Consider the following 23,876-nt stretch of genomic DNA (forward strand, 5'->3'; position numbering starts at 1 on the left):
CTGTTTGAAAATTTCTTGATTTACAAGTGAACACATCAGTGAATTTGTTGAAGACTTTCAAAAGATTTTTTTGCAAATTCCGTAATTTACTTGAATCTTCCCTAAAAAGGTAGTATAATAAATCTATAGAAAACGCTTACAGAAAAGAGGAGGTATTATGGATAAAAGAGAAGCTTTGCGCACCTTTATGACAGGAGAAAATTTTCACCTTCAGCATTATCTAGGAGCACATAGGGAAGAACTAAATGGAGAATACGGTTATACATTTCGTGTGTGGGCTCCCAATGCTCAGACTGTCCACTTGGTGGGAGATTTCACGAATTGGGTAGAAAATCAAATTCCGATGGAACGAAATGAATTTGGAGTCTGGGAAGTCTTCACTACTCTTGCTCAAGAAGGCCAAATTTATAAGTATCATATCACACGCGCAAATGGTCATCAGTTGATGAAGATTGATCCTTTGGCTGTACGGTATGAGGCACGTCCGAGTACTGGAGCTATTTTAACAGAGATTCCAGAAAAGAAATGGAAGGATGGGCTTTGGTTAGCTCGCAGAAAACGTTGGACTTTCTTTGAACGTCCTGTCAATATCTACGAAGTTCATGCTGGATCGTGGAAGAGAAATCCAGATGGAAGTCCTTATAGTTTTGCACAATTGAAAGATGAACTCATTCCTTACCTAGTTGAGATGAACTATACTCACATTGAGTTTATGCCCTTGATGTCTCACCCTCTCGGTTTGAGTTGGGGTTACCAGCTTATGGGTTACTTCGCTTTAGAGCATGCCTATGGTCGCCCTGAAGAGTTTCAAGATTTTGTTGAGGAATGTCACTTAAACAATATTGGGGTTATTGTAGACTGGGTACCTGGTCATTTCACCATTAATGATGATGCCTTAGCTTATTATGACGGGACACCGACTTTTGAGTACCAAGACCATAATAAGGCTCATAACTACGGTTGGGGCGCTCTCAATTTTGACCTTGGAAAGAATGAAGTCCAGTCCTTCTTGATTTCTAGTATTAAGTTTTGGATTGACTTTTACCATTTAGATGGTATTCGAGTGGATGCAGTTAGCAATATGCTCTATCTTGACTACGATGATGCTCCATGGACACCTAATAAAGATGGTGGCAATCTCAACTATGAAGGATATTATTTCCTTCAACGCTTGAATGATGTCATTAAACTAGCACATCCAGATGTGATGATGATCGCTGAAGAAAGTTCGTCAGCAACCAAGATTACGGGAATGAAAGAGCTTGGTGGTCTAGGATTTGACTACAAGTGGAATATGGGCTGGATGAATGATATCCTCCGATTCTATGAAGAAGATCCGATTTATCGTAAATATGACTTTAACCTGGTGACTTTCAGCTTTATGTATGTTTTCAATGAAAACTATCTCCTACCATTCTCGCACGATGAAGTGGTTCACGGTAAGAAGAGTATGATGCACAAGATGTGGGGAGATCGCTATAATCAATTCGCAGGCTTACGCAATATCTACACTTACCAAATTTGTCACCCTGGTAAGAAATTGCTCTTCATGGGTAGTGAATACGGGCAATTTCTAGAATGGAAATCTGAAGAACAGTTGGAATGGTCTAATCTAGAAGATCCAATGAATGCTAAGATGAAGTATTTCACTTCTCAGCTAAACCAGTTTTACAAAGACCACCGCTGTCTGTGGGAAATTGATACCAGCTATGATGGGATTGAAATCATCGATGCGGATAATCGAGACCAGAGTGTTCTGTCCTTCATCCGTAAAGGTAAGAAGGACGACATGCTAGTCTGTGTCTTTAACATGGCACCTGTGGAACGAAAAGATTTTACAATCGGGCTTCCTGTCGCAGGGATTTACGAAGAAGTCTGGAATACTGAGTTAGAAGAGTGGGGAGGCGTTTGGAAAGAACATAATCAAACTGTTCAAACGCAAGAAGGACTATGGAAAGATTATGAGCAGACCCTGACCTTTACCCTACCAGCTATGGGAGCAAGTGTATGGAAAATCAAACGTCGCTTGAAACCTACTAAAACCGTCACAAATAAAAACCAAAAAGGAGTAGAAAATGAAGAATGAAATGTTAGCTTTGATTCTTGCTGGTGGGCAAGGAACTCGTCTCGGAAAACTCACTCAAAACCTTGCAAAACCAGCTGTACAATTTGGTGGGCGCTACCGTATCATTGACTTTGCTCTTTCAAACTGTGCCAACTCAGGCATCAACAATGTTGGAGTCATTACACAGTATCAACCACTTGCTCTCAATAACCATATTGGGAATGGTTCAAGCTGGGGACTAGACGGTATCAATTCTGGTGTCTCTATTCTTCAACCTTATTCTGCAAGTGAAGGAAATCGTTGGTTCGAAGGGACTAGTCATGCTATTTACCAAAATATCGACTATATCAACAGTGTCAATCCTGAGTATGTCTTGATTCTGTCTGGGGACCATATCTACAAAATGGATTATGATGATATGCTCCAGTCTCACAAGGATAATAATGCCAGCTTGACAGTAGCAGTTCTGGATGTTCCCCTGAAAGAAGCTAGCCGTTTTGGTATCATGAATACAGATGCCAATAACCGCATTGTGGAATTTGAAGAAAAACCAGCTCAACCTAAATCTACCAAAGCTTCTATGGGAATTTACATCTTTGATTGGCAACGTCTGCGCAATATGCTCGTTGCTGCTGAAAAGAGTAATGTGGATATGTCAGACTTCGGTAAGAATGTCATTCCAAATTACCTTGAGTCAGGTGAAAGTGTCTATGCCTATGAATTTAAAGGTTACTGGAAAGATGTTGGTACCATTGAGTCACTTTGGGAAGCCAATATGGAGTACATTTCTCCAGAGAATGCCTTGGATAGCCGTAACCGTCAATGGAAGATTTACTCAAGAAACTTAATTTCACCACCAAACTTCCTTGGGGCAAATGCTCATGTGGAAGATTCCTTGGTTGTTGATGGCTGTTTTGTAGATGGAACTGTTAAACATTCTATCCTTTCAACAGGTGCGCAAGTTCGCGAAGGGGCAGAAGTAGTAGATTCAGTTATCATGAGTGGTGCAATTGTTGGTCAGGGAGCTAAAATCAAACGTGCCATTATTGGTGAAGGTGCAGTTATTTCTGACGGTGTCGAAATTGATGGAACAGAAGAAGTACAAGTTGTAGGATATAATGAAGTAGTGGGGGTAGCAACAGATGAAGATTGATAAATATTCTGCCATTTTAGGAAATACAGTTGGTTTTCATGATATGTCAACACTGACAGACCACCGTCCAGTAGCTAGTTTGCCATTTGGTGGGAAATATCGCTTGATTGACTTCCCGCTTTCAAGTCTTGCTAATGCAGGTGTCCGTAGTATCTTTGGTATTTTCCAACAAGATAATATCAGTTCTGTCTTTGACCATATCCGTTCAGGACGTGAGTGGGGCTTATCAACTCTTCTCAGTCACTATTATCTAGGTATTTACAATACCCGTGTAGAAAGTAGCACAGTTGGAAAAGAATACTACCAACAGCTTCTTACTTATTTGAAACGTTCTGGCTCAAACCAAACGGTTGCCCTCAACTGCGATGTCTTGATTAACATTGATTTGAACCAAGTTTTCCATCTACATAGTACAACAAAGGGACCTATCACTGTAGTTTATAAAAAGCTAGCTAAGAAAGACATTTCAGAAGTAAACGCAATCTTGGAAGTGGATGAAACAGACCATGTTTGTTCTCATAAACTCTTTGATAGCAAGTTACCAGATCAAATCTATAACATGTCTACAGATATCTTTGTCGTTGATACACCTTGGTTGATTGAACGCTTAGAAGAAGAAGCTAAGAAAGAACATCCAGAGAAGTTGCGCTATGTTTTACGGGATTTGGCTGCAAAAGAAGGGGCTTTTGCCTACGAGTACACAGGTTATCTGGCAAATATTCACTCTGTAGAGTCTTATTATCAAGCTAACAAAGATATGCTTGAATCACAAAAATTCTACTCTCTCTTCTCACCAAATCAAAAGATTTATACAAAGGTCAAAAACGAAGAGCCAACTTACTATGCCAATACATCTAAGGTAAGTACTTCTCAGTTTGCTTCTGGTAGTATCATTGAAGGTCAAGTGGCTAATTCTGTTCTATCACGTAATATTCATGTCCATAAGGATAGCTTGGTTAAAGATAGTCTACTCTTCCCTCGCGTTGTTATTGGAGAAGGTGCTCAGGTCGAATATGCTATCTTGGACAAGGGTGTGGAAGTTGAGCCAGGTGTTGTGATTCGAGGAACTGCAGAACATCCAGTTGTCGTTATGAAAGGTAGCAAAGTAACAGAGGATATTCATTCATGAAAATTTTATTTGTAGCAGCAGAGGGTGCACCCTTTTCAAAAACAGGTGGTTTGGGAGACGTCATTGGCGCTCTTCCTAAATCACTGGTAAAAGCTGGGCATGAAGTTGCAGTGATTTTACCCTACTATGACATGGTAGAGGCTAAATTTGGAAATCAGATTGAAGATGTTCTTCATTTTGAGGTGAGTGTCGGTTGGCGCAGACAGTATTGTGGAATTAAGAAAACAGTCTTAAACGGTGTGACTTTCTACTTTATTGACAACCAATATTATTTCTTCCGCGGTCATGTTTACGGTGATTTTGATGACGGAGAACGCTTTGCCTTTTTCCAACTTGCTGCCATTGAGGCCATGGAAAGGATTGACTTTATTCCTGACCTTCTCCATGTCCATGACTACCATACAGCTATGATTCCTTTCTTGTTAAAGGAAAAATACCGTTGGATTCAAGCCTATCAAGGTATTAAAACTGTTTTAACCATTCATAATTTGGAATTTCAAGGACAATTTTCAGAAGGAATGTTATGGGATTTGTTTGGAGTCGGTTTTGAACGTTATGCTGATGGTACCCTTCGCTGGAACAACTGTCTGAACTGGATGAAGGCTGGTATTCTTTATGCTGACCGTGTTTCAACCGTTTCACCGAGCTATGCTCATGAAATTATGACCAGTCAGTTCGGATGTAACTTGGATCAAATTCTTCGAATGGAGTCTGGCAAGGTGTCTGGTATCGTGAATGGGATTGATGCTGATCTTTATAATCCTCAGACGGATGCTCTTTTAGATTATCATTTTAATCAGGAAGATTTGTCTGGAAAAGCTCAGAACAAGGCAAAATTGCAAGAAAGAGTTGGCTTGCCAGTTAGATCTGACGTTCCTCTAGTGGGAATTGTTTCTCGTTTGACACGTCAAAAAGGTTTTGATGTGGTGGTCGAAAGTCTTCACCATATCTTGCAAAATGATGTTCAGGTTGTTCTTTTGGGAACTGGAGATCCAGCCTTTGAAGGAGCTTTCTCATGGTTTGCTCAGATTTACCCAGACAAGCTATCAGCAAATATCACTTTTGATGTCAAACTTGCTCAAGAAATCTACGCCGCTTGTGACCTCTTCCTCATGCCAAGTCGTTTTGAACCATGTGGCTTGTCTCAGATGATGGCCATGCGTTACGGAACCTTGCCATTGGTCCATGAAGTTGGTGGCTTGCGAGATACCGTTCGCGCTTTCAATCCAATCGAAGGAAGCGGTACTGGCTTTAGCTTTGACAATCTATCTCCTTACTGGTTAAATTGGACTTTCCAAACAGCTTTGGACTTGTATAGAAACCATCCTGATGTTTGGAGAAATCTACAAAAACAAGCTATGGAGTGTGATTTCTCATGGGATACAGCCTGCAGGTCATACCTTGACTTGTACCATAGTTTAGTTAATTAATAGATAAAATCGTATGATGACTTCATACGATTTTTGGGCTATTTAGAGAGGAGAACTGATGTCTCAAGTAAAAGGTTTGTGTGTTATGGATGTTGATGGAACCTTAATCCTAGAAGAAGTGATTGATCTTTTGGGTAAAGAGGCAGGTCGTGAGGAGGAAATTTCACAGATTACAAGTCGGGCAATGCAAGGAGAGTTAGACTTTGAAAGCAGTTTAAGAAAAAGAGTGTCCTTGCTGGAAGGTCTTCCTGTTTCGGTTTTTGATAAAGTCTTTAACACTATTCATCTATCGCCAAATGCCCAGGAATTCATTTCCATTCTCCAAAAGAATGGTATCCTAGTTGGTCTGGTGTCCGGTGGATTTACTCCAATAGTTGAGAGATTAGCAAAATCCCTCGACATTGCCTATTTCTCTGCCAACCAACTTGAAGTCAAAGACGGTCTGTTAACAGGAAAATTAGTTGGACAAATTATCAGTCCCCAGGTCAAAAAAAAGACTCTGGAAAAATGGAGAGAGAAACTAAAACTTCCTAGAGAAAGAATGGTTGCAATCGGAGATGGGGCTAATGACTTATTAATGTTAAAGTCGGCGGGGCTAGGAATCGCCTTTTGTGCCAAAGAGGTACTCAAAAAAGAAATACCAAATCATGTTGACAAGAGGGATTTTTTAGAAGTTCTACCTTTGATTGACTTTTTAGAATGAGGGAAAATATGAAGATTGTAATTGCACCAGATTCGTTTAAGGAAAGCTTGACCGCTGAAGAGGTAGCTGAAGCAATAAAAAGAGGCTTCCAACAATCAATAGCAGATGTAGAATGTCTCCTCTGTCCTGTTGGTGATGGGGGAGAAGGTACTGTAGATGCTATTCGACATTCTCTTGACCTAGAAGAAAAATGGATCCAAGTGACAGGCCCTTTTGGCCAAAAAGAAGCCATGCGCTATTTTCAAAAAAGTCAACTGGCACTATTTGAAGTTGCTGATTTAGTTGGCCTTGGAAAAATTCCGATAGAGAAACGAAATCCACTTCAAATCCAAACTCGTGGTATCGGAGAGTTGATTCGCCATCTCATTGCTCAAGGGATTAAAGAAATCTATATCGGCGTTGGTGGTACGGCTAGCAATGATGGCGGTATTGGGATTGCTGCTGGTTTAGGTTATCGATTTTATGATAGGGATGGAAATGTCTTGCCTGCATGCGGTCAATCCTTACTAAACTTATCTTCTGTCTCAACAGAAAATCGCTATAAAATTCCTGAAGATGTGCAAATTCGTATTTTAGCAGATGTCGTGAGTCCCTTATGTGGATATCAAGGTGCGACCTACACGTTTGGCAAGCAAAAAGGCCTAGATCCTACTATGTTTGAGGCCGTAGATCAAGCGATCCAAGATTTTTATGAAAAAGTCACCCTTGCAACATTGCAAATTAAAGGAGCAGGAGCTGGTGGAGGCATTGCTGGCGGTTTGTGTGCCTTTGCTCAGGCAAATATCGTGTCTGGAATTGATACCTGTTTAGATTTGATTGATTTTGATAAGAAAGTTGCAGATGCTGACTTGGTTATCGTTGGTGAAGGTAGACTGGACAATCAAAGCTTTGCTGGGAAAGCGCCGATAGGCGTAGCAAAAAGAACCCCTGTCGGAGTTCCTGTCATTGCTATTTGTGGTAGTCTTGCTGAAGATTTACCATCCCTTCCATTTGAAAATATCCAAGCTGCCTTTTCTATTTTAGAGAAAAGCGAACCTTTAGAAGATAGTTTGAAAAATGCCAGTCTCTATCTGGAGCGCACGGCAGCCAATATCGGGCACTTATTAAATATGCGCAAGATTTAGCCAAACCATTTTTTCCATAAGGATATTTTGGATGGTTCTTCCTTTTTAACTTCCCAAAGTTTTGCAAAAGCAAGTCGAAGGTTCTTTTCTTCTACTTGAACTGGTGCATTGGTGTGGATAATCAGGCCAAAAGGAGAAGAAGTATGCTCTTCAGATACAATGGTAGCTTGACTATCAGTTTCTTTTGCTTCTTTTAAGTAGAAAACTTGTTTGTCAAATTCGATAGTTGGTGAAATCTTCACAAATAGTGGCTCTGCTTTTTCCTGAAGATTTTCTAAAATAGATAAAAACCCTTTTTCTAACTGAGGGCTATTTGCTGTGTCAATATCTGCATATCCAAGAACTCTTTCCTCAAAGGTACCAAGATAGCGTCTTTGCTCATCCGGATTTAATTTTGGCCCACCATGAGCTTTTTCAAGTAATTGTTTTGATAAATCTGTCATGAAAACAGTATATCATAAAAGTTAGAATAAAACAGACAAAAGAAAGCGATTACTTTATAAAGTTAAGGAAAATTTGCACAAAGATAACGTTTTTTCTTGAAAAAGGAGGGGTTTTAGGGTATTATAGAGGTGTAAAAAATTTAACTCATAAGGAGAGTAAAAAATGTCAATTATTACTGATGTTTACGCTCGCGAAGTCCTAGACTCACGCGGTAACCCAACACTTGAAGTAGAAGTTTACACTGAATCAGGTGCTTTCGGACGTGGTATGGTTCCATCAGGAGCTTCTACTGGTGAACACGAAGCAGTTGAACTTCGCGACGGTGACAAATCTCGTTACGGTGGTCTTGGTACACAAAAAGCTGTTGACAACGTAAACAACATCATTGCTGAAGCTATCATTGGCTACGATGTACGTGATCAACAAGCTATCGACCGTGCTATGATCGCTCTTGACGGTACTCCTAACAAAGGTAAATTGGGTGCAAACGCAATCCTTGGTGTGTCTATCGCTGTAGCTCGTGCTGCTGCTGACTACCTTGAAATCCCACTTTACAGCTACCTTGGTGGATTCAACACTAAAGTTCTTCCAACTCCAATGATGAACATCATCAACGGTGGTTCTCACTCTGACGCTCCAATCGCTTTCCAAGAATTCATGATCGTACCTGCTGGTGCGCCATCATTCAAAGAAGCGCTTCGTTGGGGTGCTGAAATCTTCCATGCTCTTAAGAAAATCCTTAAATCTCGTGGTTTGGAAACAGCCGTAGGTGATGAAGGTGGATTTGCTCCTCGTTTTGAAGGAACTGAAGACGGAGTTGAAACTATCCTTGCTGCTATCGAAGCTGCTGGATATGTTCCTGGTAAAGACGTATTTATCGGATTTGACTGTGCTTCATCAGAATTCTACGATAAAGAACGTAAAGTTTACGACTACACTAAATTCGAAGGTGAAGGAGCAGCTGTACGTACTGCTGCAGAACAAATCGACTACCTTGAAGAATTGGTAAACAAATACCCAATCATCACTATCGAAGATGGTATGGATGAAAATGACTGGGACGGTTGGAAAGCTCTTACTGAACGTCTTGGTGGTAAAGTTCAATTGGTTGGTGACGACTTCTTCGTAACAAACACTTCTTACCTTGAAAAAGGTATTGCAGAAGGTGCTGCTAACTCAATCCTTATCAAAGTTAACCAAATCGGTACTCTTACTGAAACATTCGACGCTATCGAAATGGCGAAAGAAGCTGGTTACACTGCCGTTGTATCACACCGTTCAGGTGAAACTGAAGATTCAACAATCGCTGACATCGCAGTTGCAACTAACGCAGGACAAATCAAGACTGGTTCACTTTCACGTACAGACCGTATCGCTAAATACAACCAATTGCTTCGCATCGAAGACCAACTTGGTGAAGTAGCTGAATACCGTGGATTGAAATCATTCTACAACTTGAAAAAATAAAATAGTTCAGTGAACTATTTTATCCCGAACCTTGAAATTCAAAAGTTCGGCCGTTGATTTAACAACGTTTCTAGCCCCTCGGATTTTATCCGAAGGGCTATTTTTGTATTTAGTGGGCAAAAAAGGGGCAAAACTTTTTAAAAAATCTTTTTCATAACTTTATCCAGTACATTGATTGCTTCATCTTTCATATTCTTCGTGACTTGGGTATAGATGGAAGTAGTGACTTCAGATTCGGAATGACCAACCCTGTCCGTGATTGTTTTTAAAGGAATTTTATTTTCTGATAAAATATTGGTCATCGCAGGCAACATGCTTTTATAGGTGCTCAATTTAATTTATTTTTGTTGAATCCTCTTATTTTGAGATGAATACCAATTATAAGTGATTTGCATATCCAGTATATTACAAAGGAAGATAAGCTAGTAGTCACATAAATTTTAATTCAAATTCTTTAAAACTATTTACTAGGTCAGATATTGCATGTGATTTGATCAAATAAGATTAATAGTTTATTGAATCCCTTTCTGGTTTATTACATAATTTATTTTATGTAATTTACAAGCTATCCAGAGCATTCTTTTGTTCATCATTTACGATATGGGTATAGAGGTCAGTGACTTGTGTACTGGCGTGACCTAGCTGGTGACTGACCAAAACTTGCGATTTAGTAGCATCATAGAGCCTAGTTGCTAGGGTATGGCGCAGTTTATGTGGTGTTACACGCACTTTAAAATCCTCTGAGTATTTGGCAACCATTTTCTCAACACTGGAAGCATCGATACGATTAGGAACACCTCTGTAGAGAGTCAAAAAAAGGGCTGTATCTGTTTTTTCTGTCTTATAGCGTTGATTACGAATGGCTAGATAATTCTCTAGATAAGGTTTGGCAAAGGCAGCGACATTGACCGAGTCACGTTTTCCCCCTTTTCGAGTGACATCAATAACCATCATCTTGAGATTGAGATCTCTTATATCCAGATTAACAGCTTCAGATAAGCGGACACCAGACGCCAAGAGAAGAGCAATGATGGCCAAATCACGTTCTTTATTTTTGTTGAATGATGAGAGAGCTCGATTAGAGAGCTGTTGTGGGTACTCTTGGTCAATATAAGTAAGAAAACCTTCTGTTTCATCACCAAGAAAGAGTTTTTGTTTGATGTTTTCAGCTCTGGCAGCAAGTGTTTCTTTCTTTTTTTTAGTTGAAACTTTCTTCATTACATTACGATAGAAATAAGGTTCTCCCTGATCGTTTTCAACTTCCTCAGTCAAATACTTATAAAGACTAGAAAGTGCTGACAAGGTCCGATTGATGGTTGTCTGAGAAACTCCTTGCTTGGTTGTATTAGCATTCAGCAAAGGACGTTCTCGTAGATAAAGGATAAAGGATTCCATATCTTTCTTAGACATATTTTCCAAGACAGATAAAGGAATATTAGATATTTTATTAGCGTTTGAAATACCAGACTCCAAAACCCAGCTGAAAAATCGATCGTATTCCTTGAGGTATTCGTACAAGGTTGTAAAACTGTAAGGCACAGCAAGCTTAGATTGGTAGTATTCCAAAACATACCAGGGCATGATTTGTTTTAGGTTGTCGATTCGTTCCAGTAAAATCTCACGTTTCATGTATTTTCTCCATAAATAAGTCTACAAGTAGTATAGCATAGACTTATATATTTTTCAAGAAAATTATAGTTTTTCGGAAAGATGATATAGCAGTTTTTTAAAGTGATAAAAAGACTTAGACCGAAGATATAACTAAAAATTTTTTTCGTTCAAAATTGTCTAAAATGTACATTATGTATCTAAGCTACTGGATCAAAAAATGTACTTTATCCAATCTTAAAATAAAGTACATTTCGATTATAAAGTACATTTTTCAAAGAGTGTACATTACCCCTTAAACTCAGTCGTATCAAGGGTTTATCCACTGTCTAGGTAAAAGTACAAAAATTTCCAGTTTTCGGATCTAAATCTTTGGAATTACATTGTGAATTATTAGCTAGTGCTTTTTCTAGTTTCCAAATACTAAACCAGAATGAAATAGTCAACAGAATAAGGAAAATGATAAAGAACTCACCCACTAAACTTCTGTTAATACTACACAACTGAAGAGCTATATATAGTCTTATTTTTACCAAAGTTCAATTATTTGTATGTGAAATGTTTTATCAGTAAAAAAGAGGGGAAGTCCCTCTCTCAAGATTTTATTTAACTGCTTCTTTCAAAGCATCTACCTTGTCCAAACGTTCCCATGGAAGGTCAATATCTGTACGTCCCATGTGTCCATAAGCCGCTGTTTGACGGTAAATTGGGCGCTTGAGGTCCAGCATTTGGATAATTCCTGCAGGGCGAAGGTCAAAGATTTGACGAGCTGCTTTTTCAAGCTTACTTTCAGCTACTGTTCCTGTACCAAAGGTATCGATACGGACAGAAACAGGCTGGGCAACACCGATAGCGTAAGCCAATTGTACTTCCGCCTTCTTAGCAAGACCCGCTGCAACAATATTCTTGGCAATATAACGAGCTGCATATGAGGCAGAACGGTCCACCTTAGTCGCATCTTTACCAGAGAAGGCACCACCACCGTGACGAGAGTAGCCACCATAGGTATCTACGATAATCTTACGACCAGTCAAGCCTGAGTCTCCTTGAGGTCCACCGATTACAAAGCGACCAGTTGGATTGATGAAGAATTTTGTTTGCTCATCCAAGTAAGAGGCTGGAATAACCTCTTTGATAACCTTGCTAATGACATCATTGTGAATTTGTTCGTTGCTGACTTCTGGGTCGTGCTGAGTAGAAATAACGACTGTGTCCACACGTACTGGACGGTCATTTTCATCGTACTCAACCGTAACCTGTGACTTGGCATCTGGGCGAAGATAGCTAATTTCCCCAGACTTACGAAGTTCTGCCAGACGACGAACCAATTTATGACTGAGTGAAATTGGCAATGGCATGAGCTCTTCTGTTTCATCCACTGCAAATCCAAACATGAGCCCTTGGTCACCAGCACCAATCAAGTCAAGTGGGTCTTGATCAGCATTTCCACGAACCTCCAAGGCTTCATTAACACCTTGGGCGATATCCGGTGACTGCTCAACAAGTGACGGATGGACTCCCACCGTCTCTGCAGAAAATCCATACTCGGTATTGGTATAGCCAATCTCTGCAATGGTATCACGAACCACACGGTTAATATCCACATAGGCATTTGTAGATATTTCACCAAAAACATGGACGGAACCAGTGTATACAGCTGTCTCAGCAGCAACGTGCGCCTCTGGATCTTTGGCTAAAATAGCATCCAAAATCGCATCTGAAATTTGGTCTGCAATCTTATCTGGATGCCCCTCAGATACAGACTCAGACGTGAATAATTTACGTTCTGACATAAAAATGTCCCCCCTTAAAAATAGTGTTATAGAGTTACAAAGTACTGGTAGGAAAACTCCTTAGTAATGAATACCTACCATCTTATCGGGACTATATAACTTTATCATTATACCATTTTTAAGTGCAATTTGCAGTCTATATACTCAATAAAAATCAAAGAACAGCTTTTTGATTGTAGATAAAACTGACTAAATTAGTAACATATACCTAATACAAGATGACGCTAACTTATTTTGAAGAGTATTAATGTACTGTTTCAATTTCTACTAATCTATTTTCAATAGGTGTTTAACAACCTTAAATATTATGCGTACTATTATTTTCAAACTATCGTGTCCTGAACAATAGTTTGAAAATGAAAAGGGACTTTATTCTTTTTGTAACCTTACTGTAATAATTATCCGATTAAAAAATGATAAAATAGGTATGTACAGTTAAGGAGAGAATAATGCCTGTAAGAAAATTACAATCCTATGAGGTAGACTATCAAGAAGAATTAAATCATCAGATTCCTCGCTATCAAGATTATACACCTGAAGCACAATCTGATACCAATCTCAAGGAAATCCTATTTTTTGTTAATATTGCTGTTTTTTGTATCTGTATTGCTATCTTTAGTTTTATCTTTTTAGCATTAAAATTATCAACTGCTCTTGCATTTGTCGTAGCAATCGGATTTAGCTTACTTGTTTTAAAAGTCCAACGCTCTATTATCAAACGAAAATTTAGAAGATAAATCATACCCCACGTCTAATCAAGTTGATTTGTGAAAAATTAAGGAAAACAGAGGATTTAAGATGAAAAATGTGTTATTCATCTTAAATCCTCTGTTTTTTTGACCAGCTTGCTAAATATAATTATTTGCTTAATTGAATAACGTGTAACCTTTTCTAATATATGCTATAATAATACCAAAAGATAAAGAAGGAAGTCTTATGATTAAACTACTAGCCTTGGATATGGACGGAACCCTCCTCAATGAAGCCAAGGAAATCCCACAAGCTCACATTACTGCTATTCACAAAGCTATTGAAAAAGGTGTCAAACTGGTTCTCTGTACAGGTCGCCCGCTTTTCGGTGTCCTCCCCTACTATAAAAAATTGGGGCTTGATCTCCAGAATGAGTATGTGATTGTTAACAACGGTTGCTCAACTCACCAGACAAGTGATTGGAGTCTGGTTGATTGGCAAGAACTCAGTCCAGCAGACATCGAGTACCTCTATGAGCTAGCTGAAAAAAGTGATGTTCAGTTGACTCTTTTTGATGAGGAGCATTATTTTGTCCTCGGTGGCAAGCCCAATCAAGTCATTGAAAATGATGCTAAACTAGTCTTTTCAGACCTGACTGAAATTCCCCTTGAGGAAGCGACTAGTGGTAAGTACCGGATGTTCCAAGGTATGTTTTTAGGAACAGAGAGTCAAACTGACGATTTTGAAGAGCGTTTTGCTGGGGAACTCTGTCAACGATTTAGTGGAGTTCGTTCGCAGCCTGTCATTTATGAAGCTATGCCACTTGGTACGACAAAGGCTACTGCTCTTTCTCGACTAGCAGACATTTTGAAGATTGATTCCTCAGAAATCATGGCCATGGGCGATGCCAATAACGATATCGAAATGCTCCAGTTTGCAGGGCTTGGTGTTGCAATGGGAAATGCCAGCGATTATGTCAAATCCCTTGCGGATGCCGTTACAGCAAGCAACGAAGAAGACGGTGTTGCGCGTGCCATTGAGAAATATATTTTATAATTAAGAAGCCCAGTTCATGTCAACTGGGTTTTGATATTTAAGAATTCCTAAAACTTTAGAAACTCTTTAGAAATCCTTGAGCTTTCTTTGATTTCTATGCTTTATACTAAAGTTAACAAAATAAATCAAAAGGAGAGAATCATGAAAACAGTACTTGACATTCATGGATTGTCCAAAAACTTTGACAAACAAGCTATCCTTCAGGATCTTCATCTAACGATAAGAGAGGGAGATATTTATGGACTTATCGGGAAGAATGGAGCTGGGAAAACCACCTTGATAAAAATCATTACGCAGCTACTGTTTGCGGATAAAGGAACTGTTTCCCTCTTTTCTAGTCAATCGGAAAATGAGTGGACCAAGGCTCTATCTCGAGTAGGTTCTGTTATCGAATCACCCGTAGCTCATAATCACTTAACAGCCTATCAAAATCTGAAATATTATTGTATGATTCGCCATATTCCAAATGATGATATAGTCATTCGAGAAACGCTGGACTATGTAGGTTTGGCAGATACAGGTAAGAAAGTCTTTCGAGATTTCTCGCTAGGAATGAAACAAAGACTTGGTATCGCCATTGCCCTTCTATCCAAACCAGACTTCCTGATTTTAGATGAACCTATCAACGGTCTCGACCCAATCGGTATCAAAGAATTTCGATTAATGATTCAACGGCTCAATCAAGAAAAAGGGATCACCATTCTCATCTCTAGCCATATTTTGTCAGAACTCTATCTCATTGCCAATCGTTTTGGTATTTTAGATCAAGGCAAGATTATCCGTGAAATCAGCAAAGCTGAATTTGAAACACTAAGTGAAGATTACATTGTTCTTAAGACAGCTGACAGAGAGAAAGCTTGTCAAGTATTGAAAGAACAAATCCAGCTCCAGTTCAAGGTTGTCAATCCTGAGAATGAAATCCATATCTTTGGTCAGGAACAAGATGTCAAACAGATTCTTAAGGAATTAACCTTGGCAGATGTTGCCATTGACGAGATTTACTATGCCCGTCAAAACCTAGAAGAATACTTCACTCAATTGGTCGAATAGGAGGAAAATCATGATACATACCATTCAAGCAGACTTTTACCGTCTTTTCCGTTCCAAAGGTTTTTGGATTACAGAGTTCATTCTCTTTTCTCTCATGCTAATGGGCGCAAGTATTGGAGCTACTGGCCATCTGATGGCAATCCAGACAGAAGAGCCAGAAATTCCAACCCATGGTTGGGACGGTGTACAAGCCCTGATTAACGCATCTAGTCAAGGTTCAAACCTCGTTTTTCTCTGTATTATTCTAACTTGCCTAGTTTTAGGTGTTGATTTAATCGGAAAGCTCTATAAAAATAGTTTGACAGTAGGTGTTTCTCGTACAGAGTTTTTCCTTGCTAAAGCCTTTGTAGTGGCTTGTATTGCACTATTGCAACTTATCATCAGCCTTGTTATTGCCTTTATTCCAGCAACTATCTTAAATGGATTTGGCACTATGCCTGATGGCTTTATTGGAAATCTACTGATAACCATTTCCCTTCAATTCCTTTGCCTCCTTGCTTGGCTTTCCATTGTTTCCTTTATTCTCTATGTTAGTCATTCTTATCTTGCAGTATTTATTGGCTATTTGGTCAGCTCTATCTTACTTTCTATGCCAATGCTCATCTTCCCAAGTATCAAAATTTTGCCATATTTATCATTGCAGTTTTTCTATGCTATGACTGCTAATAGTGAATCCATTTTCTATACACTTATAGTTACCTTAGCTGTTATTGTAATCTTTAATCTAAGTGGACTGGCAGTTTTCAAAAAGAAAAGTCTATAAAAAATGACCTCCTCTAGCCTACAGAGGAGGTTTATTTCGTTAAAAGTAAATAAAAACTGACAACCATTGCCCATCTGTGCTTAGTTTCATCTCTGCACCGAGAAGATGGCATAATTCCTCAGTGATATAAAGGCCTAAGCCAGAGGATTCTTCAGTATCAGATAGATTTTCAGAATAAAAACGGTTGCTGAGATTTTCTATTCTTTTGATGGGTTGTTTGACAAGGTTTGCAATCTCTAAGGCAAGCTGTTCCTTTTCCTTTCTCAAAGATAGACGCGCTTCTTCCTTACCATGCTTGAGGACATTTCCAAGCAAATTTTGTAAAATGCGATCCAGCAAGTCTTCATCAGTCCTCATTGTTAAACCAGCTTCAACCTTAAAATCAAGCGTGATATTTGCCGCCTGAAAAACATCATAATAAGTCAGAGTCTTTTTGGTGATAAAAGTTGAAAAATCCACTTCTTCCAGTTTCGGTTTGACAGCTCCTTCCATCAAACGACGATATTCTAGGAGAGCCTCCAAACGTTTGGAAACTAAATCAAGATGCTGGGCTATTTTTTGTAGGGTTTCTAATTTATCTTCAGGAGATTTTATCAATTGTTGGGTGTAGCCTGAAGCGATAGTCAAAGGCGTCCGAATATCATGGGCGATATTGCTGATGGCCATATCCAGAGTCTGCTTTTCCCTTTTCATAACCAATCGAGATTGTTCCACTTCTTGAAATAAATTCTCAATCTGCTGGTAGAGTTGTAAAAAATGTTTGGAAAAAATGTTCACTCCGACTCTTTTCATACTACCTGTGAGAATCTTGTCTTCAATCTGTTGACTCAAGTTTTTAAGTGCTAGATGGTAGCGAATTAATGCAATTGATAAAATAATTATGAGTACCAGTAGGATAAAGATTATCATGTAGGTCATTGCTTGTCTCCTTTTAATCTTACACCAACTCCCCAGATGGTTTCAATATATTCTTGATTTGGGTCAAGATGGTTTAATTTTTTTCGAAGATTACTCAAATGCGTATTGAGAGTATTATCTCCAGGTAGGTAGCTATCCTCCCAGACCAATTCATAAAGTTCTTCCTTGGTGAAAATTTTCTTAGGGTGTTTAAGGAGAGTTTGGAGAATCAAGCATTCTTTCTTGGCAAGGCGAATCGTTTCCTGGCTATTTTTGATTTCAAAACTTTCTGCATCAAACTGGATATTTTTCAAGTTTTGTAGCAGATGTTCAGTTTTTCCTATTTCCATAGGCTGTTTTTCTACGCTTTGACGTAATTGAACAGTAACTCTGGCAAAGACTTCGTCCAAATCAAAAGGTTTGACTATGTAATCATTGGCACCGTCTAAGAGGTATTGACTGATTAACTTCTTATCGCTCAAAGCTGTTAGCATAATGACTGGAGTTTGACTTTGTTCCCTGATGGCTTTTAAAACCTGATCACCATTTTTCCCAGGAAGCATGATATCTAGCAAAACGAGGTCAATCCCACCTTGGTCAAAACGCATGATTCCTTCTGTACCAGAAAAGGCTTGAATTACCTCATGCTCCTCAGTAAGAAGTGTTCGCAAAATCTCTTGAATGTCACTATTGTCTTCAATAACCAATATCCTAGCCATAAATACCAACCTTTCTGCAACTATTATAGCATGTTTTATTGTTTCAAAGTCTCTCAATTTTTCAAGCAGAACAACACACTTTATGTGAACTAAATAATTTCTTTCAGATGAAATATTGATTAAATGATGACTAGATCGATACTTTCATACTAAGCAAATTTTAAATTAGCAGTTATTTTTTCTAGTTTGCTATTGTACATTTCCCTTAACTGTGCTAAATCAGTATCTCTATTTTCAGATAAAAATACCCTATATTGCATATTTTTATTAGGCATTTTTTCCGTTAAAATAGAATCGTAAATTGAAAATCTGTCTTCAATTTCAATTTTTACTGTATTTACTAAAGAAAATTCTACATTTTTGTTTTCTAGTGTTTCTAAAACTACAATAATTGATTTTAATAGCAAGTAGCTACATACACCTCTTTCTCTATACTTAGGTAGCACACTAATACTTCTATACCTGAAATTAAAATCTGCAGTTTTGGTAATACTATAGTTTATACCAATATTACAAAAACTAAAACTCTCAGAAATTTCATTATTATTAATCAGCAATTTTAATTCTACACAGCCATGCTCTTGTAATAGAGATTCAAATGTCTGATTCTCCCAATTTTCATAATACGTTTTAATATTGATCCCTCGTTCTTCTGAAGTAGAATCATTAAATCTAGAATCATATCCTTCCTCTCCATTCTCTGTTTCGTTTTCAAAATCAGATATAGACTTTTTTAAGAAAATTCTCTTTAAACTATCAATTAAATATTCAACCCAAGCCATTTTACACCTCTGCTTATCATAAAACTTTCTCAATGGAGAAAGCTTGTCTACTTGCCAACTTCAGTTTTGGAGGAAATCCTTTTGAAAAATCTAAATGACCAATTGCAACTAAATAATAATCTGTATCTTCTTCAACTTTAAGCAAAACTTTACCACCAAGATATATACTTGCTTTCTTTTTCCATTTCCTATTCGAATCCTTACAAAAAATATTCAAAAAATAAAGAGTATATCCTTGTTCATTATGCCATTCTGAAATGCTTAAACGTACTTTACCATAGAAAAGATGAAGTTCATCTTCAAGTTCTTTATCTAGCCATTTTTCAATACTTTTTCTTCTTAAAGATTTATGATGTACTTGTCTTTCAACCTTTCTTGTCAGAACTACAGGATTTTCATCACTAGAATCTCCTAGAGCTATCGGTGTTTGAGGCAAATATTCTTTTTTAAAAAAAAGACTTCTCATCATGGCATCAAGCTTATCTTTAATTTGGTCATCACGAAGATTTTTAAAATATTCCTCTATATACTCTTTGCTAGCATAATCAAATTGATAAGAGCACCAATTAGTGTGTTTAGAACTAGTCTTTCTTTTTAAATGTGCTCTCCTTTGTGAAGTCTTAGGGATGTAAGATAACTCTGCTTGTTTACACTCTGGGCAGAACATATTATCTTGATAAATTCCTAGATTTTTATATTTTACAAAATAATCATTTAAAATCTGAATATCTTCTTTCTTATCCGCAGTGTAAAAGTAAAATTCATCAAATGATTTTGGCATATTCCATTCCTCGCATACAGTAATTTAAAATTAAATATTATGAATGATTATAGCATTTTATAACATACGTTTATACTGTCTCAAGATGATTGACTTTGGAAACATACAATTTAACGTTTAACAAATCAAGGGTGTCTCCATAGAATCAAAGTATTTCTGATACCCATTTCCTTCTATCTATAGACAGTAAAAATCCTTAAAACAACTTTTTTCCAAGGCTTTCTTTATATTCTATTGTATCAATTTACTTATACCGATATCTGTTGCTACTAGTTTAATCATAAAATATTTCTTACTCCGATTAGTAAATCTACCTCCTATTATACCATAGATAACTAGAAAAAGGACTAGTCTATCAGCTTTGCTTTGCTTTTATCCTTCTCTACTAGCTAGTGGTGTTTCTAACTTTTAAAAAAAGCTCGTAAAATTAAAATCGTGCAACTTTTTTCAGATACTTTTAAAAGATTGATTTCCTTATATTTTTCCTTTATACTGGATAAAAAGGAGAATAGTATGTCAGAAACAAATCACGAAATCGATTCAAATTTTGCAGGTCGTTTAAATATCCTGCGTGCGGGTGTTCTTGGTGCTAACGATGGAATTATTTCCATTGCTGGTGTGGTTATCGGGGTTGCTAGTGCTACGAGCAATATCTGGATTATCTTTTTATCAGGTTTTGCGGCTATCTTAGCTGGTGCCTTTTCAATGGCTGGTGGAGAATATGTATCCGTCTCAACTCAGAAAGATACAGAGGAAGCGGCCGTTGCGCGTGAGCAGCTCTTGCTAGACCAAGATATGGAGCTAGCCAAAAAATCCCTCTATACTGCTTATATCCAAAATGGAGAATGTGAAACCTCTGCCCAACTCTTGACCAACAAGGCCTTTCTTAAAAATCCACTCAAGGCTCTGGTAGAGGAAAAATATGGGATAGAGTATGAAGAATTTACCAATCCTTGGCACGCTGCCATCTCTAGCTTTATTTCCTTTTTCCTTGGTAGCTTACCACCCATGCTTTCAATTACCATTTTCCCAAGTGATTACCGCATCCCTGCTACTGTCCTTATCGTCGGTGTGGCTCTTCTTCTCACTGGTTACACTAGTGCCAAACTTGGAAAAGCTCCAACCAAAACAGCTATGATTCGGAACTTAGCTATTGGCCTCTTGACCATGGGAGTTACCTTTCTGCTAGGACAACTTTTCAGCATTTAGAACATAAGAAATACCTCGATTTTGAAGTCGAGGTATCTTTTTTACATTTGGACAATCTTGCGATAACTTCTTGAGGTAATCATAAAAATCAACACATAGGCGATGAGGAAGATAGCGCAGATAGACAAGGTCACAATCAACATCATATTCGTATCTATTACACCAATCACTTTTAAAATCAGACTAAGCATATGGTAGGCAAAGGCTAGATGTATGAAGGCAAAGAGCAAAGGAAGGAAGAAAACAGTTAAAACCTGTTTGTTAATAGTTTGCTTGATTTGCTTTTGATCTAAACCAACTTTCTGCAAGATAATAAAGCGTTCACGGTCTTCGTAGCCTTCAGAAATTTGCTTGTAATAGATGACCAGAACGGTTCCGACCATAAAGATAATGGATAGGAAAATACCGATAAAGAAGACACCACCAAAGAGGGCACTCATCTGAGCACTAGCATCTGCTAGATTGCTACCATAAACATAGCTACCTTCCGTGTTTAATTGTGCATTAAATTGATCGAGGTATTTATCATACTCGTCAGCGACCTTTAGTTGTTCTTCTTCGCTGGCATTTACATTCATACCACCGTACAGCTGATTATAGATAGCCGAATCTGGGAATTGGTCTAAAAAGGCTTGTAAATCTGGAACAACAAGGTAATTGTAATCAGCAGTCAAAATATTAAACTGATTTGGAACATGGTTTACAATGAAATCTTTAGTAAATTCTTCTTTGACAAAAAATTGATGATCATTTAGAGTTAGAGCTTTCTGTTCTTTAACTCCCTCATTCTTTGCAAAGAGTCCGACCTCATTTCCTGATAGAGACAGTTTTTGGCCAGTCATATTTTCATAATCTTTTTGGTCAAATACCATGAAAACTGTTGTGGGTTGGACACGATTTTGTCCTTTTTCAAAAAGGGTTAACTTGCTACCTTCTTGGTTTGCAACACCAAAGTAAGCGTAACGAAGAACTTCTTTCTCTTTAATCTTATAACCTTTGTCACTTGCAAACTGGCTCAAGAGTTTGTCCAAATCTTCTTTTTCAACATTTTGCCCTGAAACCCCAAAATCATGAGGATTCAGAACTTTTTTAAAGCTTTCTGAAGCATTGAAAATGCTTGTCGCTGCAGACATGGTCACCAAAACCATTGTTGACAAGATAGCGATAGTTGCTAGTCCAACTGCATTTTTCTTCATACGGAAAATCAAGTTAGACACTGAGATAAGGTTATTTGGTTGGTAATAATATTTCTTGTTTTTCTTTAAGATTTGTAGAAAGACTGTAATCCCTGCATTAAACAATAGATAAGTACCAAAGATAACCAGTAAAACAGCTAAGAAGAAGGTTGTTAAGGCTGTCAGAGGATCTTTTACTGTAAGGGCAAGATAGTAGCCAATCCCTAAACTAATCGAACCAAGAATAGTTTGGAGAGGTAAGAAACGACCTTTTTTCTCTCCACTTGCTTTTTCACGCGAGAGCTGGAGGGCATTCATACGGGCGATTCGAAGGGCATTCAGGAACATGAGGCCTAGGAAAATCAATCCAAAGACAACAAGTACTGCAATGACAACATTCATTTGGAAGGTAGCGACCAGCTCAACCTTCAATTTCATCAGTTTGAGCAAGAAAGCAAAAATCAACTTGTCAAACAAGGCTCCAATACCGATACCTGCTCCAACAGTTAGAATCCCAAATACCACTAACTCCTTAAAGGTCATACTGATCAGGTGACGCTTCTCCAAGCCCAACATGCCATAAATTCCTAGTTCCTTGGAACGGTTTTTCATAACAAAACTATTGGCATAGAGGACGATAATGGCTGATGCAAGGGTGACGACAAACATACCAAATCCAAGTGTAGCCTGAATGGTTGTTCCTCCACGGATTTCAGCAATCTTTGGATTGAAGGTTAGAGAGTAAAAGAGATAGGTGACAGTGACTGCCAAGAGAACAGCCAGCGCAAAAGGATAGTAGAGTTTGCGGTTTTTAATCAAGTTCGATACCGCTAACTTATTGGTTAATCGAAACATACTAATTCACCTCGCTTGCCATGACAGTCAAGGTATCAGAGATTTCTTGGAACATCTGACGTTCTGTCTTCTCTCCACGGTAGATTTGATTGTAAAGAATGCCGTCTTTGATAAAGAGCACACGCTTAGCCCTGCTAGCTGCTGCTGTTGAGTGGGTTACCATGAGGATGGTTTGGCCGCGCTCATTGATTTCATCAAAGACATCAAGTAAGGCTGCAGATGACTTGGAATCAAGGGCTCCTGTCGGCTCATCCGCAAGGAGAATTTCAGGTTCTGTAATGATGGCGCGGGCTACTGCTACACGCTGTTTCTGACCACCAGAAATCTCGTAAGGGTACTTCTCTTGCAATTGGTTGATACCTAGATTCTCAGCTGTCACCACCAATTTCTTCATCATCTCCGTAATAGGTCTTCTTGACAAGACAAGAGGAAGCAAGATATTGTCCTTAACAGATAGAGTATCTAGCAAGTTAAAATCTTGGAAGACAAAGCCTAATTTTTCACGACGGAAGCTAGAAGCCTGTGAATTTTTAATGGTTGCTGTGTCAGTTCCATTCAAGTAAACCTGCCCACGACTTGGTTTATCCAGCATAGCTAGAATATTGAGAAGAGTTGATTTACCAGAACCAGACTCACCCATGATGGCAACGTAGTCACCCTTTTCGACGGTAAAGTGAATATCCTTGAGGGCTTCTACTTGGTTGCCCTGAAAACGAGTTTTATAAATTTTTTGAACGTGTTTTACATCTAAAAGTGTCATGAGAATCTCCTTTCTTAATATCCCATCAAATGAAATGTCGCTTGCATCATAGCGCACCCCAACTGAACGCGCTCGATATCTTTGTGGCTTGGTTTTCTTTTTTTCTTCTGTAAGATTTGTTTCATGATGTTACTCCTTTGTTCTTTATGAGTCTAGTTTACATCAAAAACAGACCGCTTGCCATAACCTAACCTTACAAAAGAGACTTTAATCTTACATTTTT

At 38.3% G+C, this 23,876-nt stretch carries 21 protein-coding genes and 1 pseudogene; 12 read left to right on the forward strand and 10 right to left on the reverse strand.

The annotated features are described in order from the left end of the window. The first annotated feature begins 157 nt into the window (after positions 1-157). From glgB to CYK18_RS02550, 6 genes are read left to right on the forward strand one after another with little or no spacing between them, the layout of a single operon-like run. Positions 158-2,086, forward strand: coding sequence for a 1,4-alpha-glucan branching protein GlgB (gene glgB / locus CYK18_RS02525; protein ID WP_101784853.1), 1,929 nt, complete (start codon positions 158-160; stop codon positions 2,084-2,086). Further along, entirely contained in the window at positions 2,076-3,218 is a 1,143-nt protein-coding gene (locus tag CYK18_RS02530; protein ID WP_101784855.1) for a glucose-1-phosphate adenylyltransferase, read from the forward strand. Before glgB ends, CYK18_RS02530 begins: the two co-directional genes overlap by 11 nt. Next, positions 3,208-4,347, forward strand: coding sequence for a glucose-1-phosphate adenylyltransferase subunit GlgD (gene glgD / locus CYK18_RS02535; protein ID WP_101784857.1), 1,140 nt, complete (start codon positions 3,208-3,210; stop codon positions 4,345-4,347). Before CYK18_RS02530 ends, glgD begins: the two co-directional genes overlap by 11 nt. Continuing rightward, on the forward strand, positions 4,344-5,777 hold the full coding sequence (gene glgA, locus CYK18_RS02540) for a glycogen synthase GlgA (RefSeq protein ID WP_101784860.1): 1,434 nt from the start codon (positions 4,344-4,346) through the stop codon (positions 5,775-5,777). The genes glgD and glgA overlap by 4 nt, the downstream gene beginning before the upstream one ends. 58 nt (positions 5,778-5,835) lie before the next feature. Continuing rightward, complete coding sequence (gene serB, locus CYK18_RS02545; protein WP_101781915.1) at positions 5,836-6,480, forward strand: phosphoserine phosphatase SerB; 645 nt, start codon at positions 5,836-5,838, stop codon at positions 6,478-6,480. Between the two features lie 8 nt (positions 6,481-6,488). Continuing rightward, entirely contained in the window at positions 6,489-7,604 is a 1,116-nt protein-coding gene (locus tag CYK18_RS02550) for a glycerate kinase (protein ID WP_101784862.1), read from the forward strand. On the opposite strand, the gene CYK18_RS02555 is transcribed toward CYK18_RS02550, so the two are convergent. Beyond that, the gene (locus CYK18_RS02555) at positions 7,601-8,047 is read right to left on the reverse strand and encodes a DUF1694 domain-containing protein (protein ID WP_101784864.1); all 447 of its coding nucleotides are present in this window, start codon (positions 8,045-8,047) and stop codon (positions 7,601-7,603) included. The genes CYK18_RS02550 and CYK18_RS02555 overlap by 4 nt on opposite strands. Positions 8,048-8,210: 163 nt before the next feature. Here CYK18_RS02555 and eno point away from each other — a divergent pair, with 163 nt between their 5' ends. Continuing rightward, positions 8,211-9,515: a surface-displayed alpha-enolase gene (gene eno, locus CYK18_RS02560; RefSeq protein WP_000022821.1), complete on the forward strand. Its 1,305-nt coding sequence runs from the start codon at positions 8,211-8,213 to the stop codon at positions 9,513-9,515. A gap of 137 nt (positions 9,516-9,652) precedes the next feature. On the opposite strand, the pseudogene CYK18_RS02565 reads toward eno, so the two are convergent. From CYK18_RS02565 to metK, 3 genes and pseudogenes are all read right to left on the reverse strand, one after another. Then, positions 9,653-9,811 (reverse strand): annotated as a pseudogene (locus CYK18_RS02565) (integrase); the annotation flags it as partial. 262 nt (positions 9,812-10,073) lie between these two features. Beyond that, the gene (xerS, locus tag CYK18_RS02570) at positions 10,074-11,144 is read right to left on the reverse strand and encodes a tyrosine recombinase XerS (RefSeq protein WP_101784866.1); all 1,071 of its coding nucleotides are present in this window, start codon (positions 11,142-11,144) and stop codon (positions 10,074-10,076) included. 581 nt (positions 11,145-11,725) lie between these two features. Then, positions 11,726-12,916, reverse strand: coding sequence for a methionine adenosyltransferase (metK, locus tag CYK18_RS02580; RefSeq protein WP_101784868.1), 1,191 nt, complete (start codon positions 12,914-12,916; stop codon positions 11,726-11,728). A 449-nt stretch (positions 12,917-13,365) separates the two neighbouring features. Here metK and CYK18_RS02585 point away from each other — a divergent pair, with 449 nt between their 5' ends. The 4 genes from CYK18_RS02585 to CYK18_RS02600 all read left to right on the forward strand — a co-directional run bounded on the left by CYK18_RS02585 (position 13,366) and on the right by CYK18_RS02600 (position 16,475). After that, on the forward strand, positions 13,366-13,653 hold the full coding sequence (locus CYK18_RS02585; RefSeq protein ID WP_101784870.1) for a DUF3270 domain-containing protein: 288 nt from the start codon (positions 13,366-13,368) through the stop codon (positions 13,651-13,653). A 199-nt stretch (positions 13,654-13,852) separates the two neighbouring features. After that, the gene (locus tag CYK18_RS02590; protein WP_101784873.1) at positions 13,853-14,662 is read left to right on the forward strand and encodes a Cof-type HAD-IIB family hydrolase; all 810 of its coding nucleotides are present in this window, start codon (positions 13,853-13,855) and stop codon (positions 14,660-14,662) included. Positions 14,663-14,803: 141 nt separating this feature from the next. Next, a complete protein-coding gene (locus CYK18_RS02595) occupies positions 14,804-15,712 on the forward strand; it encodes an ATP-binding cassette domain-containing protein (protein ID WP_101784876.1) in 909 nt (302 codons plus the stop codon). Between the two features lie 10 nt (positions 15,713-15,722). Continuing rightward, positions 15,723-16,475: an ABC transporter permease gene (locus CYK18_RS02600; RefSeq protein ID WP_101784878.1), complete on the forward strand. Its 753-nt coding sequence runs from the start codon at positions 15,723-15,725 to the stop codon at positions 16,473-16,475. 39 nt (positions 16,476-16,514) lie between these two features. Here the strand turns inward: CYK18_RS02600 and CYK18_RS02605 are convergent, their stop codons facing one another. From CYK18_RS02605 to CYK18_RS02620, 4 genes are all read right to left on the reverse strand, one after another. Then, positions 16,515-17,393 carry a sensor histidine kinase gene (locus CYK18_RS02605; protein WP_101784880.1) on the reverse strand — a complete coding sequence of 293 codons (879 nt, stop codon included), beginning with the start codon at positions 17,391-17,393 and terminating at the stop codon, positions 16,515-16,517. Then, positions 17,390-18,091: a response regulator transcription factor gene (locus CYK18_RS02610; RefSeq protein WP_101784882.1), complete on the reverse strand. Its 702-nt coding sequence runs from the start codon at positions 18,089-18,091 to the stop codon at positions 17,390-17,392. Before CYK18_RS02610 ends, CYK18_RS02605 begins: the two co-directional genes overlap by 4 nt. A 149-nt stretch (positions 18,092-18,240) precedes the next feature. After that, positions 18,241-18,873, reverse strand: coding sequence for a hypothetical protein (locus tag CYK18_RS02615; protein ID WP_101784884.1), 633 nt, complete (start codon positions 18,871-18,873; stop codon positions 18,241-18,243). Positions 18,874-18,889: 16 nt separating this feature from the next. Continuing rightward, on the reverse strand, positions 18,890-19,654 hold the full coding sequence (locus tag CYK18_RS02620; RefSeq protein ID WP_101784886.1) for a hypothetical protein: 765 nt from the start codon (positions 19,652-19,654) through the stop codon (positions 18,890-18,892). 513 nt (positions 19,655-20,167) lie between these two features. Here CYK18_RS02620 and CYK18_RS02625 point away from each other — a divergent pair. Continuing rightward, positions 20,168-20,863: a VIT1/CCC1 transporter family protein gene (locus tag CYK18_RS02625; protein WP_084863375.1), complete on the forward strand. Its 696-nt coding sequence runs from the start codon at positions 20,168-20,170 to the stop codon at positions 20,861-20,863. Positions 20,864-20,904: 41 nt separating this feature from the next. On the opposite strand, the gene CYK18_RS02630 is transcribed toward CYK18_RS02625, so the two are convergent. Together CYK18_RS02630 and CYK18_RS02635 are read right to left on the reverse strand one after the other, a co-directional pair. Continuing rightward, positions 20,905-22,893, reverse strand: a complete 1,989-nt coding sequence (locus CYK18_RS02630; protein ID WP_101784888.1) for an ABC transporter permease — start codon at positions 22,891-22,893, stop codon at positions 20,905-20,907. A 1-nt stretch (position 22,894) separates the two neighbouring features. Beyond that, the gene (locus CYK18_RS02635; protein WP_000173358.1) at positions 22,895-23,653 is read right to left on the reverse strand and encodes an ABC transporter ATP-binding protein; all 759 of its coding nucleotides are present in this window, start codon (positions 23,651-23,653) and stop codon (positions 22,895-22,897) included. Positions 23,654-23,876: the final 223 nt, after the last annotated feature.

The organism is Streptococcus mitis (genome assembly GCF_002860865.1).
GTDB classification, from domain to species: domain Bacteria; phylum Bacillota; class Bacilli; order Lactobacillales; family Streptococcaceae; genus Streptococcus; species Streptococcus mitis_AT.